The organism is Sphingomonas sp. QA11 (assembly GCF_028473665.1).
In the GTDB taxonomy this organism is placed as follows: domain Bacteria; phylum Pseudomonadota; class Alphaproteobacteria; order Sphingomonadales; family Sphingomonadaceae; genus Sphingomonas; species Sphingomonas phytovorans.
Map to the genome: position 1 here is coordinate 773,538 of NZ_CP098774.1, position 18,910 is coordinate 792,447.

At 61.7% G+C, this 18,910-nt stretch carries 16 protein-coding genes; 14 read left to right on the forward strand and 2 right to left on the reverse strand.

The annotated features are described in order from the left end of the window. Positions 1–61 precede the first annotated feature (61 nt). Complete coding sequence (locus NDN01_RS03625) at positions 62–1,927, forward strand: tetratricopeptide repeat-containing sulfotransferase family protein (protein WP_272625906.1); 1,866 nt, start codon at positions 62–64, stop codon at positions 1,925–1,927. A 142-nt stretch (positions 1,928–2,069) separates the two neighbouring features. On the opposite strand, the gene NDN01_RS03630 is transcribed toward NDN01_RS03625, so the two are convergent. Then, positions 2,070–3,908 carry a substrate-binding domain-containing protein gene (locus NDN01_RS03630; protein ID WP_272625908.1) on the reverse strand — a complete coding sequence of 613 codons (1,839 nt, stop codon included), beginning with the start codon at positions 3,906–3,908 and terminating at the stop codon, positions 2,070–2,072. A gap of 579 nt (positions 3,909–4,487) precedes the next feature. On the opposite strand from NDN01_RS03630, the gene NDN01_RS03635 reads away from it, so the two are divergent. The 11 genes from NDN01_RS03635 to NDN01_RS03685 are packed head-to-tail and all read left to right on the forward strand — an operon-like array spanning position 4,488 to position 14,282. Then, positions 4,488–6,197, forward strand: a complete 1,710-nt coding sequence (locus NDN01_RS03635; protein WP_272625910.1) for a GspE/PulE family protein — start codon at positions 4,488–4,490, stop codon at positions 6,195–6,197. Beyond that, positions 6,197–7,408, forward strand: coding sequence for a type II secretion system F family protein (locus NDN01_RS03640; RefSeq protein WP_272625911.1), 1,212 nt, complete (start codon positions 6,197–6,199; stop codon positions 7,406–7,408). The genes NDN01_RS03635 and NDN01_RS03640 overlap by 1 nt, the downstream gene beginning before the upstream one ends. Beyond that, complete coding sequence (gene gspG / locus NDN01_RS03645) at positions 7,405–7,845, forward strand: type II secretion system major pseudopilin GspG (protein WP_272625914.1); 441 nt, start codon at positions 7,405–7,407, stop codon at positions 7,843–7,845. Before NDN01_RS03640 ends, gspG begins: the two co-directional genes overlap by 4 nt. Next, positions 7,829–8,266 carry a prepilin-type N-terminal cleavage/methylation domain-containing protein gene (locus NDN01_RS03650; RefSeq protein WP_272625916.1) on the forward strand — a complete coding sequence of 146 codons (438 nt, stop codon included), beginning with the start codon at positions 7,829–7,831 and terminating at the stop codon, positions 8,264–8,266. The genes gspG and NDN01_RS03650 overlap by 17 nt, the downstream gene beginning before the upstream one ends. Continuing rightward, a complete protein-coding gene (locus tag NDN01_RS03655; protein WP_272625918.1) occupies positions 8,263–8,637 on the forward strand; it encodes a type IV pilus modification PilV family protein in 375 nt (124 codons plus the stop codon). Before NDN01_RS03650 ends, NDN01_RS03655 begins: the two co-directional genes overlap by 4 nt. Continuing rightward, positions 8,634–9,338 carry a prepilin-type N-terminal cleavage/methylation domain-containing protein gene (locus tag NDN01_RS03660; RefSeq protein WP_272625920.1) on the forward strand — a complete coding sequence of 235 codons (705 nt, stop codon included), beginning with the start codon at positions 8,634–8,636 and terminating at the stop codon, positions 9,336–9,338. The genes NDN01_RS03655 and NDN01_RS03660 overlap by 4 nt, the downstream gene beginning before the upstream one ends. Beyond that, positions 9,335–10,360, forward strand: a complete 1,026-nt coding sequence (locus NDN01_RS03665; protein ID WP_272625922.1) for a PilN domain-containing protein — start codon at positions 9,335–9,337, stop codon at positions 10,358–10,360. The genes NDN01_RS03660 and NDN01_RS03665 overlap by 4 nt, the downstream gene beginning before the upstream one ends. A gap of 32 nt (positions 10,361–10,392) precedes the next feature. Further along, positions 10,393–10,911, forward strand: coding sequence for a type II secretion system protein GspM (gene gspM / locus NDN01_RS03670; RefSeq protein WP_272625924.1), 519 nt, complete (start codon positions 10,393–10,395; stop codon positions 10,909–10,911). Between the two features lie 19 nt (positions 10,912–10,930). After that, the gene (locus tag NDN01_RS03675) at positions 10,931–11,377 is read left to right on the forward strand and encodes a hypothetical protein (protein ID WP_272625926.1); all 447 of its coding nucleotides are present in this window, start codon (positions 10,931–10,933) and stop codon (positions 11,375–11,377) included. Continuing rightward, on the forward strand, positions 11,377–13,437 hold the full coding sequence (gspD, locus tag NDN01_RS03680; RefSeq protein ID WP_272625928.1) for a type II secretion system secretin GspD: 2,061 nt from the start codon (positions 11,377–11,379) through the stop codon (positions 13,435–13,437). The genes NDN01_RS03675 and gspD overlap by 1 nt, the downstream gene beginning before the upstream one ends. After that, entirely contained in the window at positions 13,437–14,282 is an 846-nt protein-coding gene (locus NDN01_RS03685; RefSeq protein WP_272627997.1) for a general secretion pathway protein GspK, read from the forward strand. Before gspD ends, NDN01_RS03685 begins: the two co-directional genes overlap by 1 nt. A 25-nt stretch (positions 14,283–14,307) precedes the next feature. On the opposite strand, the gene NDN01_RS03690 is transcribed toward NDN01_RS03685, so the two are convergent. Further along, complete coding sequence (locus NDN01_RS03690; protein ID WP_272625930.1) at positions 14,308–14,880, reverse strand: cell wall hydrolase; 573 nt, start codon at positions 14,878–14,880, stop codon at positions 14,308–14,310. Positions 14,881–15,415: 535 nt separating this feature from the next. On the opposite strand from NDN01_RS03690, the gene NDN01_RS03695 reads away from it, so the two are divergent. Both NDN01_RS03695 and NDN01_RS03700 read left to right on the forward strand, forming a co-directional pair. Further along, on the forward strand, positions 15,416–16,039 hold the full coding sequence (locus NDN01_RS03695) for a hypothetical protein (RefSeq protein WP_272625932.1): 624 nt from the start codon (positions 15,416–15,418) through the stop codon (positions 16,037–16,039). A gap of 83 nt (positions 16,040–16,122) precedes the next feature. Further along, complete coding sequence (locus NDN01_RS03700; RefSeq protein ID WP_272625934.1) at positions 16,123–18,519, forward strand: tetratricopeptide repeat protein; 2,397 nt, start codon at positions 16,123–16,125, stop codon at positions 18,517–18,519. Positions 18,520–18,910 lie beyond the last annotated feature (391 nt).

Genomic DNA, 18,910 nt, shown 5'->3' on the forward strand with positions numbered 1-18,910 from the left:
GCGCCCGGGCCAGGTGCCCGGGCGCGCCAGTTCGGCCACACCTCTCATCCGGGGGCTGCCAATGTCCGTACTGCTCGAGCGTGAGCCCGCACCGGCCGACACCGGCATGTGCGTCTGCGGGTCGGGGCTGAGGCAGCCGCGATGCTGCGGCCTCGATCTGCGGCAGATCGAACCGGAGGCGGCGGAGCCACCGCCTGCAGACCAGCTTGCTGCGTTGAAACGCGCCTATCAGGATGGCGATCTCGCGGCGGTCCGCCGCATCGCCATCGGGATACTGGACGTATCGCCCGGTCAGCGCGAGGCGCTTGGCATGCTGTTCAACCTTCTCAAGGAAGGCGGTGAACTGGAAGCCGCGGGAATGATCGCAGACCGGCTGGCACGTCTTCACCACAATGACGCGGTCTCACGCATGATTGCCGCCCAGTTCTTCCTCGCGCGGAACGACATGCCACGCGCGCAGCTTCATTCGAGGATGCTCGTACGCCTGGCGCCGGAGGCGCCCGTCTCCCACTTCACCATGGGCGCAGCCTTTCTCGCTCAAGGCAATGGCCAGGCCGCGGAGCATCACCTTCGCATCGCCCTGCGGCTCCCGCCATCACGTGGCCCGCGAATCTCGATGGCCGAAGTAGAGGCCAATCTCGCTTTGGCGCTACGTCACCAAGGCCGGTTTGATGAAGCGCGCGAGATTTTTGCGCGACTGACCGAGGCCAATGGCCCTAATCTGACGGTCCTGCTGTCCTGGGCCGGACTTGAGGAGTCGGCTCAGCAGTTCGAGACTGCCGCCGGACTGCTCGATCGCGCCCTGACTCTGGCACCCGGCAATCCTCGCGCGTCGGTCGCCCGCGCCGCACTGTATCGCCGGACCAGGCAGCCCGAGCGAGCGCTGGATGCATTGCAGCCGGTCACTGGCCCGTCGGTCGAGGAGGGCGTGGAAGGCGCCGGCTTGCTCCAGAAGGGCCAGATCCTGGATTCGATGGGCCGCTACGACGAAGCCTTCACGGCGTTCGACGCCTTCAAGCGACAACTACGCGAGAGAAGCGGGCACAGCTATCGGGCAGAGCATGCCGAACGGCTTGTTACCGCGCTTCGGGACTTCTTTACCGAAGGGCGCAGCCCGCTGCTTCCGCGCGCTGAAATTCGGGGTGACAGTCCGCAGCCGATCTTCATCATCGGCTTTCCCCGTTCCGGGACCACCCTGGTCGAGCAGACTTTGACCTCGCACCCGAACGTGTCCGCGGGAGACGAGCTGCCGATCATCGGTTCCATCGCCGAGCGCTCGCAGATGTTGCTTGGCAGCCCGGGGCACTATCCCATTTCATTGAGCGAATTGTGGTTGGGCGACCGCGTAGGTCATATCCAAACGCTGCGCGACCTCTATCTCAACGAGGCAGCGCGCTTTGGCGCGGTCGATCCCTCCAGGCGCTGGTTCACGGACAAGATGCCGCTCAACGAGACTCATCTAGGCCTGATCAGCCTGTTGTTTCCTGCCTCGCCGGTCATCCATCTGGTGCGACATCCACTCGACGTTGTGTTGTCGGCCTTCTCCAACGGCCTGACCCATGGCTTCTATTGCGCCTATGCGCTGGAGACCGCGGCCCGGCACTATGCCCTGATCGCGGACTTGATCGCGCATTACCGAGCGGCGATGCCGATCAACTATCATGCCGTGCGCTACGAGGACCTGGTGGTCGACCAGGAACGGCAGGTCCGGAGCCTTTTCGATTTCATCGGCGAACCGTTCGATCCGAAGACTTTGGACTTCCATACGAATGCCCGGCCGGCACGGACCGCGAGCTATGCGCAAGTCACGGAGAAGCTCTACGAGCGATCTCGCTACCGGTATCGAAATTATCTGAAGCATCTTCAGCCGGTGATTCCGATTCTGCAGCCTTCGATAGACCGGCTAGGCTATGTCATCGAGGAATGATCTGTAATTTGCGTTCGAGGAAACTGCGGGGCGGACGTAGCTGATTCAAGCCCGTTTCACTTGAGCGGCATGGCTGCTTGTCAGAAGGGTGTGGCCCTGGATTTCTCCAGGGCCACCGAGTTTGATCGTGAAGAGAGCGATGTTATGCGCCCGTCTTCCCGCCGCCGCAGCCATTGGTCGTGTCGGGGTTGGCCGTGCCGCCCGGGACCGGGGTGCTCTGGATCCAGAGCTTGAGATCGCCCAGGCGCTGGCTGAGTGCCGTCTCGTTGGAGTCCGTCAGGAACGTCTCGACGATCGCGTGGCTCCACGGGGTATTCGTCGCGCCGATGTTCGAGTTCGTGACAAGGGTCCTGACGACGCCGGTGCGGTCGGCGTTCTGGTAGTCGCGCGTCACCCCATTGGTGTTCCATCCAAGGAAGTTGACGACGTGCTCGCGGTTCTTCGACGTATAGCAGGTGTTGCCGAGGAACTGCGTGGTTCCGACGATCGGGTAGCCCGTCTGCGGATCAGCCAGGGTGACCGACTGTGTGGCCGACGTGGTGTACAGCACGTCATACCATGCAAACGGGTTCTGGCGCTTGGCGACGATGTTCGCGCCGCCCGCGGGATTGCGCACGAGACGATCGTCCGTGTTCGTGTAAACACCGGTGGTCGGATCAGCTTCCGGCGGCCGGATTGCATTCAGGGCGCTGCTGCCGTTGACCGCGCTCGGCATATTGAAGGCGCCCGAGCTGGGCAGAACACGCAACGCTGCAGCGAACAGGGTCGGCGATCCGGTGGGCGAGTTCACGATGAAATCGCTGGCGATATAGCCGATCTTGCCGTTGAGCTTCACAAGCGGATTGGTGGTGGTCGAGTAGTCGGGCGCGAGGTTGATCGCGTCGCGTACAAGTCCGCTGCCAATGGCCACGAGGAAGCGACCGCTGCCCTGGTTGCCGACCGGGGTTGCGGGGCTTCCACCGGTTACGTTCAGGCTCGTGATCGCAGTGCCGTTGAAATACTGGTTGCTGATCAGGTTGGTCGTGCCGGCGACCGGGTCGGTGGACGCCGCCTGGAGGGCGGTGTCGGGGCGCACCACGCCGAAGTCGGGGCTCGCCGCCCCGGCCGTTGCGCGATTGTAGGGCAGCGATTCGGCGTTCGCGGTATATTTGTTGGTGATGCCCGTCAGGCCGTTGCACTGTGCTGCCAGGGCGCGCGTGAAGATGTCAGTGGTACCCGACTTTTCAAGACGGCCGACCATACGGATCGGAACGCCGTCCTGCGTCCAGCGGGTCGAGGTGTCGTTCGTCGTATCCTGCAGCGTGAAGCTGCCATTCTGCGCGGCGAAGCGCGAGTCATTGAAGTTGGTGATGTCGCCGTTGAAGATGCCGCAATAGAGTTCGCGGGTCAGACGGAGGCCACCGGCGGTGACGCTGTTGATCGCCTGAGGGAAGTTCACGCGGAACCGCATGTCGACGCCCGAGGCGTTCTGGCCGTAAACGGGGTTGTAGGCGATCGCGACCGGCAGGATGTATTTGGGGAACATGATCCCCGCGCCAGCCGTCGGCTTTACGTTCGTGTTGTAGGTGTTCAGGTCGCTGAGCGTGATCGACGAATCCGCGAAGGCGAACTGGACATGGCTCCAGGTACCCTGCGAGTTGGGCAGGCTGGCAACAGGCCATTGATTGGTGAAATTGCGCCACTGCTGACGACCGAAGCCGGAGCCTTCGGATTCATAAAGCAGATCGAAATTCGGCTGCAGTGCGGGCGAGCAGGTGGTCCCCTTGATGCAGTTCTTCTCTTGAAGGACGACATTGACGACGGAGCTGGCGCCCGTGACAAGAAGCGCGAACTGCTGGTTGCCGGCGGTATCGGTGCCGTTGCCGACGGTCGGAGTCTGCCCCGGTGTCGCCGCGATCAGGGTCTGCGCCGAAGCGGCGGATGTGATGAGCGCCGCGCTGGCGACGGTCGCCAGCAGAAGCGCGGTTTTGAAACGCGTCATGAGTGTTCTCCTGTTTGGTAGAATTGGTCTTCAGAAAGAATTGTGTTAAATTTAGCTTGCACGATTCCATCTGCCACGGAGATTCGTGGCAGTAATCTTCTTCAGATTTTGGGTCACGCAAAGTCCAATCGCCATTTCACAAGAAATGGAGAGGACCCTCGTTCAACACAAACCACCAACATGCGACGTGACGATGCTATCGTCCATCGAAGTTGGCCCGTCCAATACGGGTAACACGCATGCACATTGAATGCAGAGTGTTTTGTTTTGTCGGATTTTCGACTCGAAGCTTTACCGACGCTGAATAGCTATCGGTGTAAAGTTACATTTTTGTGATGATGCGCTTAAATATAATATGGTTATCATAAATAAATCAGAACCATTGTGGTTTATTCGAATAAATATTCGAACTGGTTCTATTTTTGATGCCATTGAACTGTAGCAATATTTGAATATGCTACATTTGTATTTGGTAATGGCGGAACTGTTCCTCCCGATTCGGGCGGGCGCGGGCATAGGAGGTACGTGGGCACCGATAGCATTTCCCGCGCCGCAAATATTGGAAGTTCCTGGCATAAAATGGAGGAGCTTGCGGATTGGCCCGGTACGCATGACGAGGCTTCGATTCCGGCGGGTTTCGAGGGGATGTTTCGTGCGCGCGCACTCCTGCCGGAAGAGGGCTTGCAGCGTGCCCTGCTGATCGAGCGGGAGACCGGGGAGCGGCTCGACGCAGTCGTCACGCGACTCGGTCTGCTATCCGAAGATCGGCTCGCTGCCGAGATGGCGACGCACACGGGACTGCCAGTCATTGGCTCGAATGGGATGCCCGCGCAGCCGGTGGATGGACCCGATGTCTCGATCGCCTTCCTGCGTGACATGCGGGCCCTGCCGATCGCGGCGGATGATAAATCGGTGAGCATTGCAGTCTGCAATCCGTTCGATCCCTTTGTCGAACGGGCTTTCGGCTTCCTGTTTCGGCGTCGGGTCGAGCGGGTCATCGCGCGGTCAAGCGACATCGATGCGGCCATCGAGCGCCTTTACCATGGTCGTGGCACCGTTTCGGACGAGACCGATTCGGAAATTGACGGCGACGACCTCGAACGCCTGAAAGACCTGGTAAGCGACGCGCCGGTTATCCGGGCGGTCAATCGCCTGATCGCGCGCGCTTCAGACGATCGTGCTTCCGACATTCATATCGAGCCGAGCGATGACGGCCTGGCGATCCGTTTCCGGGTCGACGGGATGTTGCGCGACGCCGGGAAGCTGCCGGTCGCGATGCGCGCGCCACTCGTCTCGCGGATCAAGGTAATGGCCGGGCTCAATATCGCCGAGCGCCGGTTACCGCAGGATGGCCGGCTGCGCATCTCGGTGCGCGGCAACGAAATCGATCTGCGCGTCGCGACTGCCCCGTCAATCCATGGCGAGAGCGTTGTGATGCGGATTCTCGACAGATCGCAACTCGCGCTCGATTTTACGGTCCTCGGCTTCGACGTGGAACTCGCGGGGCGGATACGGGAGGCGATCGCTCGGCCACACGGGATCGTTCTTGTCACAGGCCCGACCGGTAGCGGCAAGACCACGACACTCTATGCCGCGCTTGCCGAACTCAACGCCCCAGATCGTAAGCTGCTCACGGTTGAGGACCCGATTGAATATCGCCTCCCCGGGGTGATCCAGACTCAGGTCAATCCGGCGATCGGGTTCACTTTCGGCACGGCGCTGCGCTCCTTCCTGCGGCAGGATCCCGACGTGATGATGGTGGGTGAGATTCGCGACACCGAGACCGCTCAGATCGCGGTCCAGGCAGCGCTCACCGGTCATATGATCCTCTCGACCCTGCATACCAACACTGCCGCGGGCGCCATCTCGCGCTTGCTCGACATGGGGGTGGAGCCGTTTCTGCTGGGCTCGGTGCTGACGGGAGTCCTGGCGCAGAGGCTTGTACGCCGCCTCTGCATGGAGTGCCGGGTTGCGTATGACCCCGTCGGAGAGGCGCCCGATATCCTGCGTCCGCTCATCCGGGCGCAGAATGTCGACCGTCTCTACCATGCGGGAGGCTGCGGGCGCTGCGGCGGGAGCGGCTATGCGGGACGTGTCGCGATCCTGGAATTCTTACGCGTCGATCAACAGGTTTCCCGGCTGGTCCTGCGTCGTGCCGACTTGCCCGATATCGTTGCCGCGGGTGAGGCGGGCGGCATGCGCAGCCTCGCTGCGGATGGCATCGCCAAGGCCGCCGCCGGTCTCACGACCATCGAGGAAGTGCTGCGCGTCGCGAGCGGGGACAATTGATGGCGACGTTCCAATATCGTGCCGTCAAGCTGGATGGATCGGCATTGTCCGGCCAGATAGACGCGTCGGATCGCAACGAGGCGGTCGCCAGCCTGCGCCGCACGGGCGCGACGCCGGTTGAGCTGGTCATTGCCACCCCCGCGAAAACCGGAAGACGGCGCCAGGCAACATCGAGGAGCAGGGCAGCCGCGGCGGCCAGCATCAGCGAGCTCGCAGTGCTTCTCGATGCCGGACTTCAGCTCGATCGCGCGCTCCTGCTTGCCGTCGAGAATATCGAGGACAAGGGCGTTTCCATCCATCTGGCGGAGATCCTGCGCGACGTGCGCGAGGGCATTCCCCTCTCTCGCGCCATGGCGCAAAAGCCCGAATTATTCTCCGCGACGGCCGTCGCGATGGCTGAGGCAGGCGAAGCGAACGGTCGTCTCGGCGAAGCGCTGGCGCGGCTCGCCGAGGCACTCGAACAGGAGGCCGAACTCCGACGCCTCGTCATATCGTCGATGATCTACCCGATCGCGCTGCTGATCATCGCGGTCGGTGTCGTGCTGCTGATGCTGCTGTTCGTCGTGCCGCAGTTCGAGAGCATGTTCGCAAGCACGACGCAGAAGCTGCCGACCGCGACCGTCGTGGTGATGAGCGCCAGCAGGCTGTTGCGGTACTATGGCCTCGCCATGCTTTTCCTGTTGGGCGTGGCGGGTTTCCTCCTGGCGATGGCGTTGCGCCAGCCAGCGGTGCGTCTCGCGCGCGATCGGCTGGTCTTGTCGTTGCCATTGCTCGGTGAGTTGATCAGGCGAATCGAGACGGCACGGTTCGCCCGCACATTAGGTGCCCTGATCGAAGGAGAAGTGGCGCTTCCCGTCGCGATCGCGCTCGCGCAACGGACGATCTCGAACCGGGTGCTCGGCCGGGCGATCGGCCGCGTCGCGGACGGCGTCAAGGAGGGTGGGGGACTGACCGCTCCGCTTGCGGCTTCGGGGGTGCTGCCCCGGCTTGCGATCGGCTTCCTTCGCACCGGTGAGGAGACCTCGCAGCTGGGCATGATGCTGACCCGCTTGGCCGATGTCCTCGACCGCGACGTCCGTACCCGGCTCGAGCGGCTCATCGGCATCCTGACCCCCCTGATCACTGTCGTGCTCGGCGCGACGGTGGCCTCGATCATCGCCTCGATCATGTCGGCGATCCTCGGGTTCAACGACCTGGCGCTGGCCTCATGAAGAAAGACGTGGATATGGAGACGAAACACCCGAGGGAAGCGGGCTTCACGCTCCTCGAACTGCTGGTTGTTCTCGCAATCCTGGGATTGCTTGCCGCCATCGTCGGCCCCCAGGTCATCCGATATCTTGATAGCTCCAAGTCGCAATCCGCGCGGGTGCAGGCCAAGAATATCGTCGCCGCTCTCAACCTCTTCAAGCTGGATGCCTCGCGCTATCCTACTCAGGAGGAAGGTGTCCAGGCGCTGGTGAAGGCGCCGGCCAACATGCCGAACTGGAACGGGCCGTATCTTCCGCAGGACTCGGCGATCGTGGATCCCTGGGGCCGAACCTATCTGATGAAGGTCCCGGGAGAGCATGGCGAAGTCGATGTCTACAGCCTTGGCTCGGATGGGCAGCCCGGCGGCACGGGTGAGGCGCGGGATGTCGGTAGCTGGTGAACCCGTAAAATTGCGGCTGATCGGCAGTGATGGCTTCACTCTTCTTGAGATGCTTGTGATCATCGCCATTCTTTCCCTCATCGCCGGGGTCATCTTCCCCTCCGTCGATAGAGCGATGCGCCGGCAGGCGTTCGTCGAAGCGGCCACCCGGTTCGAAGGGGCTGTTCGTGCCGCGCGCGCGCAGGCGATCAGGAGCGGGAGCGTGGTGTGGTTTGCCCTGTCTGCGGACCGTCATGGCTTCGGCTCTCGCGGAGAGACGGATTTTCTGCCCGAGAATATTGTCGCGAACCTTCCTGATGGTCCGCTTGGCTTTTTCGCCGATGGCAGTGCCACGGGGGGCAGAATCGCGATTGCCGAGGATCGCTGGTCCCGGCGCTGGTATGTTCGTCCGTCGACCGGCGCGATCGAGCGCATTCAATGATCGCGCGGGATTCCGAAACAGGCTTCAGCCTTGTCGAAACGCTCGTCGCGCTCGCAGTGATCGCCGGGATGGCCGGCATTCTCTTCGAAGCCGTCGCGGCCAATGCGCAGGCCGCATCCGGTCTGGCCAGGCGACGCGAGGCTGTGATGCTTGCACAGTCCTTGCTGGCGCAGGCCGCGATGCCGCCTGGCCCGGGCGAACTCGCCGAGAAGGGAGAATGGAATGGTCTCGCGTGGCGCTTCAGCCGCCGGCCAATTGCCGTCGGCGCGCGAGACAGCGGTCTGCCGCTGGAGGAGGTGCGCATCGACGTCATCGCCCAGCCGGGCGGTCGCCGCCTCGTAAGCGTCCGCACCTTGCGGCTGGATCGGTGAGCAACGTGGCAGGCCGTCGATCTCAGCATCCGTCCGTCCGTGATGGAGCCGCAGGCTTCACGCTGATCGAACTGCTGGTCAGTCTGGCGTTGATGGGCATGGCTGCCGCCCTGCTGCTGCAGGGACTGGCGATGGCAGGCGTGGTCGCGCAACGGGAGCGCGCGAGCATCTCCGGCCTGGAAGAGGTGATCGCCGCGCAGCGCCTCCTGCGCAGCGGGATAGAGCGGCTGCGCCCGGTCACCCGTTCCGACTCCGCGTTGCCGATCGTGGAATTGCGTGGGACGGCGGGCATCCTGACGTTCGTCGGACCTCCGCTTGATCGAATGGCACCCGATGCGCTGCAGCGTTTCCGACTTACCCGGACAGCAAGTGGTGACCTGGTTCTCTATAGTGCGAGCATCAGGAAAATTGACCTTGATCGCGACGGATCTGATCTGATCGGGTGGACGCCGAATACACTGCTGCGCGGTGTAAGGGACCTTTCGATCAGCTATTTGGGGCCAGCGCGGGCCGGGCTAGATCGTGGCTGGCAGGATCGCTGGTGGGATCGGCCGCAGCCGCCGGAACTCATCCGTATCCGGATTGAATTTGCTGGCCGGGATCGGCGCAAATGGCCCGACCTGATCGTTCGCCCGAGGGCGACCACGAATGCTGCCTGCAGGATCGACGCACTGACTGGCCGTTGTGGAGGAGAGTCGTGAGTGGTCGCGGCATCCTCGACGCCGACATGCACATGATCGGCAACTGGCTGGTTCAGGGATGGCGCTGGTGGGTCGGGGAACTGCGGAACCTCGTTCCAGAGCGCTTGCGTCGCAGTCGCGGCGACAGGTTGCCGCGGCTCATATTCGCGGAAGACGGGCTGTCGCCTGAAAGGGGGGGCGAGAAGAGCGCACGCCCGGGTTCCTGGTCAGGCGTGCGTGCGACCATTGGCCTGCCGCGCCAGCTCTGCCTCACCCGCTATGTCGAACGGCCCACGCTCAATGCGAGGGATTTACAGCACATGCTGACGCTCGAAGGGGACATGCTGCTGCCGTTCCCGGCCGGCACGATGCTCGTGACCGGACGCGCGCTGGATGTCGCTGGAAGCTCGGGCAGGATGAGGATCGAGGTCGCGGGACTGCCGTTGGATACCGCGAACGAAATCGCGGAGACTGTCGCGGCTACGGGCGTGCTCGCCGTACATGTGGTGATGCAGGAGCCACATGGCTCCTTGCCGCCAATCGACTTTGCGCCGTCGATGCGCGCGGCCGGGTTGATCCCCAAACCGCGCAATGCGACGCCGCTGGTCTGGTCACTGGTCGGGTTTCTGGTCGTCCTCAATCTCGCGACGCTCATCTGGCGCGACACCGCATCGGTCGCCCGGCTCGAGCAGATCGTTCGGGAGCAGCAGCCGGCAGTGGCGGTTGCTGAGACCATCATGCGGCGCACCCAGCGTGATCAGGCGCTTGTCGCGCGCTCGCTGGCATCGCGGCGGCGCCATGATGCTCTGGGCACCCTCGCCGCGGTCAGCGATGCCCTTCCTGACGGAGCCTGGCTCCAGCGCTATGTGTGGGATGGGCCGACACTGAGGCTTACCGGCTACCGGCCGGCCAGGAGCGATGTCGGGACAGCGCTGCGTCGCGCGGGACGGTTTTCCGAGGTCCGCTCGATGACCGATGAAACTCAGGCGACCGTACCGGCAGGCGATCCGTTCGACATCAGCGCCAGGATCGCGCCACGATGATGCGGACGATGTCCCTTCGGGAGCGGCGTCTGGTGGCGCTGCTGATCCTCACCGCGCTGGTCGCGCTGGTCCATTTGGCGATCGTGTCGCCGATCGTCGGCGGCTTTGCCACGCGTACGGAACGGCGAGAGGCGTTGACCCTGCGGTATGCCCACAACCTGCGCACCATTGGATCGATTCCGCGGCTGCGTCGGAGGGCTGAGCAGCAACGGGACTCCATTGGCGCATTCGTGATCGAGGCGCGCAATGTGGAAGCCGGTCGCGAAGTCCTGAAAGAGCGTCTCCAGCATACGATCGAGCACGCCGGAGGAGAGTTCCGGGAGGGCGGTGATGGGGAAGGGCAGCCGGGCTGGGCCCGTGCCCGAGCCTCCGCCCGAATGACTCTGCCACAACTGACGGCGACGCTCGACCAGTTGCAGAACAGTTCGCCCTGGCTGGTCATCGAAACACTCTCGGTGGCTGCCAATGACGCGCTTGTGACGGGCCAATCCTCAACCATGGATGTGCAAATTGAAGTTTCAGTTCCCCTCCGCCCTGCCACCGTTCGATAGCACGGCGCGCCTGCCGCTCATGCTGGCGGTGCTGCTGTCGGCGGCGTTCGCCTTCCAGTTGCTGGCTGTCGACGACCTTGATCTGCCCGCTGCCGGTCCGATTGGCGGTTCGCGGGCGATCAGCGCCGCCGGGCCCGGTGTCGTATCCGCAAGGGGTGGCGCCGCCATTCTGGCGCGATCGATGTTCGCTCCCTCGCGCGCTCCGGTGGGCAATCCCGGTGCCGGTGCCATCGGCGGAGTCACGGTCGTCGGCTCGGTTCGGATCGGGAGCACTGTTTTTGTGGTGGTCCAGGGCCCGGGCAATCGGATCGCGAATGTGCGGCTCGGCGGAAAGGTCGGAGAATGGCGGCTGCGGGCCATTCGCGCAACCGATGCGCTGCTCGTGCGCGGTGAGGAGAAAATTACCGTCCCATTCGGTGCGAGGGAACCCCTCTCCACGACTGCGGCCGTAACGGGGAACCAGTGATGAAACGAAGACCGAATCTTATGTTCGGGGTCGCCATTGGCGCGCTGATCACGGGCGGCTGTTCGACGGGGCAGCCGCCAAAACCGATCGAGATGCCGGTGCCGCCGCCGATCGTGGTGGAGGCTGAACGCGCGGAACGGCAAGTTCGTTCGACCATCGTCGGCGGTGAGGCTCCCGTACCGCAACCGCCGGTGGCCGCACCGCGGCGTGCCAGGGGAGGCAGCATCAGCATGAACCTGCCCGGTGCGGATGTACGCACAGTGGCAGCATCGGTTCATGAAGTGACTGGCGTTCCGATTGAGGTCGATCCTGCCGCGAGCGGCCAGGTTTCGCTCGTGACGCCTGGCACGATCGCTCGATCGGAGGTTCTGGCCCTGTTCGAGACCGCGCTGCGGGCAGCGAATCTCGCGCTTGTTCCCGTGGGTGACGGCTATATGGTCCGCACCGCCACGTCAGCGCAGTCGCCGGTTGCCCCCGATGCCGTGGGGTACGGGACCGAGGTCATAACCCTTCAGTTCATCAACGCCGAGGAGGTTCGCAAGATTCTCGACGGCGCCTTGCCCGGCGTGGTCACGGCTGTCGACGCCACTGCCAATCGCGTAACGATCGCCGGCACGACCGGGCAGCGCGGTAGCGTGCGTGACCTGCTGAAACAGTTCGACGTCAACTGGCTGCGCAACATGAGTTTTTCGCTTTTCGTGCCGGCGCGCACCGACGCACGGTTGATCGTGCCCGAACTCGACAAGCTCATCAATGCCAGCGACGCGCCGACCAGGGGGCTGGTTCGCCTCATCACGATGGAGCGCCTGAACGGAATTCTCGCCGTGACGGCGCAGCGGCAGTATCTTGAGGACGTCCGGCGATGGATCGAGGTCCTCGATCGAGAGGGCGAAAGCGCCGAGAAGCGCATCTTCGTCTATCGCGTCCAGAATGGGCGCGCGCGCGATCTGGCACGCACGCTGAACCAGGCATTCGGCAATGGCGGCGATTCGGCAGGCGATGAAAATGCCAACCCGTTCGCCAGTTCCGAGCAGAGCGGCGCCCGAAAGACGTCCGCACCGCCGGCATCCGCCGCCAATGCCGCGACACAGCGAGCCGCCGGCGCTGCGGCGGCAGGTGATGCCGGCCAGCCGGCTGCCCGGGCCGACGCGCCGTCCGGGAAGATCACTGCGGACGAGGTGAACAATGCGGTCGTCGCCTACGGAACGCCTCGCGACTACGCGATGATCGAAGATGCGCTACGCAAGCTCGACGTCCCGCCGCTTCAGGTGATGATTGAGGCCGCGATTACCGAGGTCACGCTGAATGACACGCTGCGATATGGCGTTCAGTGGAACTGGCTGACTGGCCAGAGCAACTTCAGATTGACCGACGGCACCGGCATGCCGACGGCACCGACCCAGGCTGGCTTCTCCTATTTCCTTTCGAGCGGCAGTATCAGCGCTGCGCTGAACGCGCTCGAGCAGCGAACGAACGTCAAGGTCGTCTCAGCGCCCAAGCTTGTGACGCTCAACAACCAGACCGCGGCGCTCCAGGTCGGTGACCAGGTACCGATTTCCTCCGGAAGCGCGGTCAGCGTCGAGAATCCCAATGCACCGATCGTCAATTCGATTGAGTATCGCGATACGGGGGTGATCCTGAAGGTCACGCCTCGTGTGAACGCCGGCGGTCTGGTGTTGCTCGACATCGCGCAGGAGGTGAGTGACGTCAACACCAACGCTCCCGCTTTGGGCGGTACGCGTACGCCCGCGTCGCCGACGATCTCGACGCGGCGGATATCCACGTCGGTTGCGGTGCAGGACGGCCAGATCATTGCGCTCGGCGGCCTGTTCCGGGATTCGACGAGCTTCGGGAAGAACGGGGTTCCAATTCTTTCGCGTCTCCCGGTGCTGGGAGCGCTCTTCGGCAACCACAACAATACCCAGAACCGGACGGAGTTGATCGTTCTGCTGAAGCCGCACGTGATCAGTACTCCAGACGACGGCAGGACAGTGACCGAGGAATTGCGGGCGAAGCTGCGGACGCTCGAGCCGTTCAGGACCCAGGGCAAGATGCCGTGATGCGCAAATGCGAGGACGGGTATGCGCTGGTGGCGGCAGTCGCGAGCATTGCCGTGTTCTCGGCCATGGCGCTTACCGTTCTCTCCGCAACTCGAATGGGAATTTCCGATGCGGGGGCGGAACAGGCTCAGTTGCAGGCGAACGCGGCGGCCGATGCCGGGTTCGCGATGGCGCTTCAGAAGCTCCTCGATCGCGACGCGACTCAGCGTTGGTCGATCGACGGTAGGGTGCGGACATTGACCTATGGCCAGGCGCGCCTTCGCGTCCGGATCGAGGATGAACGCGGCAAGGTTCCGATCAGCCGGCTCGATGAAAAGCTGGCCACGCGATTGCTGGAGGAAGTGGGGCTGAGCGGAGACAATCTGCTGATCGCGCGCGATTCTCTGCTCGACTGGACCGACAGTGATGATGAGGCTCGGCCGTTCGGAGCCGAGGCGCCTTACTATCAGTCGGCAGGCATCAGTCCGCCCAACGGGTTCCTGGGATCGATCGAGGAACTGCGCAGCGTTCGCGGATTCGATGCGAGAACGGTGGAAAGGATCAAGCCCCTGGCCACGGCCTATACCGCAATGGCTGCATTCGAGGCACAATATGCAAATCCCCGCGCAATGGCGATCATGGAAGAAGCTGGAGGCAAGGGGGGGGCGGTGACGATCAATCGTGCCCGTGAACTTGCGGGACAGCGGACGGCGATCGAACTCACGGATACTGCCAGCCTGACCGGAAGGCCTCTCACGATCATTGTAGACGCGGCCTTGCCCGACGGCGCCCGGGCGATTCGCCGGATCGTGGTCGAACTGACGGGGGTTGCCAATCGGCCCTATTTCGTCCGGGCCTATGAGTAAGCCATCCCCGATCCTCAGCAGCCCATCATTTACGCCCGATGCCCTGTTGTGATGCACTATTCGGCCCTGTCGTCGCGGGAGGCGCTAGGCCCCATGGCGCGAACACCGGGGGAGTGGTTTCGGGGTTGGCTTGGCCGCGGGCCGAATTTGCCACGGCTCCAACGGAGCCGGACAGGTCGGCGATCGGAAACGCGCCCAAAGATCCGGTCTCGCTCTCTCCGGTGGAGCGATAGAATATGTGGGCGCCGATCTTCGTCACGCGCACGAGCCTGGGCGCCCAATAAGGGCTGACATAGTCGGCATGATAATGCGTTGCGCGGGGCACACGAGAGGGCATTCGCCCGTCGATCGCGTCCTCCGCGACCGCTCGTGCGGTGGACATGACGCGCTCCGGTAATTTTCGGTGCAGCGATCCATCGCAGGTAAAGGTGAACTGGCAGCCCGTACGCTTTGTCGAGCCGGCGAAGACCACATCGCATATGGTTTTGGGAAAGGACGGACTCCGGAGCCGATTGAGCACTACCTCGGCGACCGCTTGCTGTCCTTCCTTGCTCTCATATCCTGCCTCGTAGGCGATGGTGAGTGCGAGGCATTCCACCGCGCGCGTGTGGTCTTCGACCGGCCCCAGTCCAGTGTTCTGGGCATGGAGTGGCTCGCCGACGCCGAATGTGAGGGCTGCCGGTGTCAGCTTTGCTGCGAGGAGGATCAGCCCGCGGATGAGAACGCTCCGGTGATTCCAAATGAGATGCGTTTCGGTGAGATGGAATGCATGGCCGCCGTTCCGCCTGAATTTATACGCTTAGATCGGCTGTTATCTTTGATTATTGTGTATTGTGTTTAATATAGCGATTTGATGTGTAGTAAAATAAAGTACATTTTGATTGTATTGTGCATTTTACATTTATTTATTCTGTAAATAAGTGTCGATTTATTAACGTTATTGACTTATTGTACGGAAGTGTCATCCGCATGTAATGAATTGATGAAAAAGCATGCGTGCGGTTATTCATAAATATGAATGCTGAATCGACGTAAGAATTGTGAAAATTGTACGATCTTGGCATGAAATTTCCTCCGAAATGGTGCGGATTGAATGCCACTGAGAAGACTGCGGGTGCGGATTGGAGCGAGGGATGATCGTCAGGCTGGGTGTTGCGGCGCTTGTGTCGGCTTTGGGAATTTCAGCGGCCACTCTGTTCAGCGGCGGTGAGGCGAAGCGGGAAGGTGCAGCGCCGGAGCGGGCGTTGGAGTCGCCGGATTCGGCCTCTTCATCAGCCTCCGCGCCGAAGATGATTCCGGCTCGTTTTCTTGACTGCATGTTGGGCAGGATCGCCAATTTCGACCCCAACAGGAATCAGGCGCCGTCCGAATATGTTTATGACGGCAGCCACGCGTTCAAACTGTTCCTGCCCTCGATCCCGGTTCGCACCAGCCCGCCGCCTGAGTCTACCTCGCCGCCTGAGCCTGTCGATCCGAAGACTAGGGTTGTTGCCGATCCCGATGGATTGACGCGGGAAGTCGCCGGGAGACCCTTTGATCGTGTGGTGGATACCTGGCCCGAACGAACCGAAATGACGGCCCCTATCAGCGATGTGGCGGTCAATATGATCATCATCGATCAGATCGATACGCAACGTGCGACGGCAAACCTGTTCATGACGAAAGCCAATGATGCGGTGACGTTTGATTTGAAGCACCTTTATTTGGGGATATGCCGTGTGGCCACCGGCGGGGCGGCAGTAGCGGAAGCGGATTGAGATTCGAGCAGTGTTTCTGCCGCGCATCCTTTGGCGGGGCTCGATCATCGCGACGCGTTGCAGCGACCTAGGGAGATTTGTCGATGACGGGAGTGGGGCAGGCCGAAACGCTTCCGTTTTTGCGTCAGGCTGACAGGTTTCAGCAGTCCGGTGATTTCGCGGCGGCGCTGAGATGCCTTGATGAGGCGATTGCCGCCGATCCTGGCAATGCCGAAGCATATTGCGCTCGTGGGAATGCCTTGGCCGATCTCGGCCGGACGGAACTCGCCATTGCAAACTATGACCGGGCGATCGTTCTGGACCCGGCAGCACCGGATCCACATGATTTCCGCGGCATCGTGCTGGCGCAGTCTGGCCGAATGGACGAAGCGCTTTTGAGCTTTGATCGTGCGATTGCTCTTGGTCCGGGCAATGTGAATGCGCTGAACAATCGCGCCAATGTCCTGAAAAGCTTGAATCGCCTGGACGAGGCACTTGCCGCCCAGGAACAGGTGGTTTCCGCGCTGCCGGATTTCGCGCCGGGCTATAACAACCGGGGCAACACGTTAATCGCGCTCGGTCGCTTGGACGAGGCGATTGACAGCTTCGATCGCGCGTTGGAACTGGATCCGGGACAGCTACAGTCCCATTGCAATCGAGCCAACGCGCTTGTGAAACTCGCAAGGGTTGAAGAAGCGATTCAAGCCTATCGACAGGCCCTGTCACTCGATTCCCGACAGGTGGACGTTTTGTTGAATCTGGCGGAACTTCTGTCGAATTTCGCGCAGCCCGAAGAGGCTGCGGATTGCTATCAACAGGCGCTCGCCCTTGATCCGGACAATTTGGACGCCTGGCTTGGTTCGGGTGATGTGCTGCTTGCGCTTTACCGGCCTGATAAGGCGTTCTCCTGCTTCAAGCGCGTTCTAGAATTGGATGCCAACAATGCCGAGGCCATGAGCCATATGGGCATAGCATGCATGCAGCTTCATCTTCCCGAGAAAGCCCTGGCATGCTTCGACCAGTCGGTGGCCCATAATCCGAACGATCCCCAGACCTGGCAGAGCCGTGGCAATCTGCTTTTGGAACTGGGGGAGGTGGAGGGTGCCTTGGCCAGCCAGGATCGTACATTGGCAATTGCGCCCCTGTTTCCTTATGAATTGGGCAGGCGGTTTCATACCGCGATGCGATTGTCGCACTGGAGCGAGCTCGATCGATATGCGGCGGTAATTCGTCAATCTATCGAAGAAGGTGGGCGATTGATCGCGCCTTTCGATCTTGTCACGACGGTCGACGACCCGGGCCTCCAGAAAAGATGCGCTGAACTCTTCGTGCAGCATGAACTTCCTCATGTCCGGGAACGGCCGATCGGGTCAAAATATCGCCCGCGACAGCGCATCAGGATTGGATATTTCTCGGCTGACTTCAGAGAGCATGCGACGATGCAATTGCTGCTTGAAACCCTTGAAGCCCATGATCGAGATCGCTTCGAGTTCACCGCGATTTCCTTCGGTCCTGACATCAGGGATTTATCGCGGCAGCGCGCGGAGCGTGCCATGGACCGTTTCGTTGATGTGCAAAGGCAAGCAGATTCGGAGATTGTACGGCTATCTCGTGAACTCGAGCTCGATATCGCAATTGACCTGAAGGGCTATACGCAAGGCAATAGGACGGGCGTGTTCGTCGAGAGGGTGGCCCCCGTTCAGGCAAGCTATCTTGGATTTCCAGGAACAACCGGGATTCCTGCGATGGACTATGTAATTTCCGATAAGATCGTTATTCCTGCCGGGCATGAGGGACAATACTCTGAATATATTGTCCGCCTTCCGGGTAGTTACCAGTCAAACCGCAGGATTGGGAAGATCTCGGCTGTCGCCAATCGCGTTGACGCGGGCCTCGCTCACGGGGTATTTGTCTATTGCTGTTTTAATCAGAGCTACAAGATAACGCCTGATCTATTCGATGCTTGGATGTGTATCTTGTCCAATGTCCCGAATAGCGTGCTATGGTTGTGGGTGAACCAAGCTTCCGCGCGGAGCAATCTTCAGCGGACTGCCGCCGAGAGGGGCATCGCGGCGGATCGTCTCGTTTTCGCGGAGCGTCTGCCGGGCGAGCAGCATCTGGATCGCCTCAGACTTGCGGACCTTTTTCTCGATACGCTGCCCTGCAATGCTCACACGACGGCGAGTGATGCTCTTCGAGTGGGCCTGCCGCTGTTGACCTGTACTGGCAAGTCATTTGCCTCGCGTGTTGCGGCAAGCCTGCTCGACGCGATGGGCCTTCCGGAATTGGTCACGACCAATCTTGCCGATTACGAAGCCCGTGCGGTCGCGTTGGGGACCGATGCCGGGCAGTTTGCGCGGATCAAGGAAAAGCTGCTGCGCAATCGCGCCACTACTTCTCTCTTCGATCCTTCCCGAATGGCGCGTAGTCTCGAAACTGCGTATCTGGCCATGTACGAGCGCTATCGGAACGATCTTCCGCCGGCGGATATCACGCTATAATCCTGATCGAGGTCGCTGGACGCGGTAGTTGTCCGGCGTCCAGGACTTTGAGCGATGCGATCACATTCCAGCATGCCGACGGCAACCGGTCTATTGCAACCTTCCGCAACGAAGACGGCCGTTGGCGACGCTGTGGTGAGCGCGCCAAGAGTCGGAAATTATGGGGATTTCATATTTTCTGCGATTTGGTTTGCCAAATTCCTTCGCCCAAGTGTCTCTTAAGTAGGAGCAATTGTCGGGGTAACCTACCGGTCGCGGCGAGAGCGATCTCGGTTGCAAAGGCTGGTATGTGCCCCAGGAAGTCAATGTCCGGTCGTCAATGCGGTCGGGTGCTTCCCATTGCATTCGCGGGAGATGATGATGGCGAGGCGGAATCCTGGATCCGGTCATT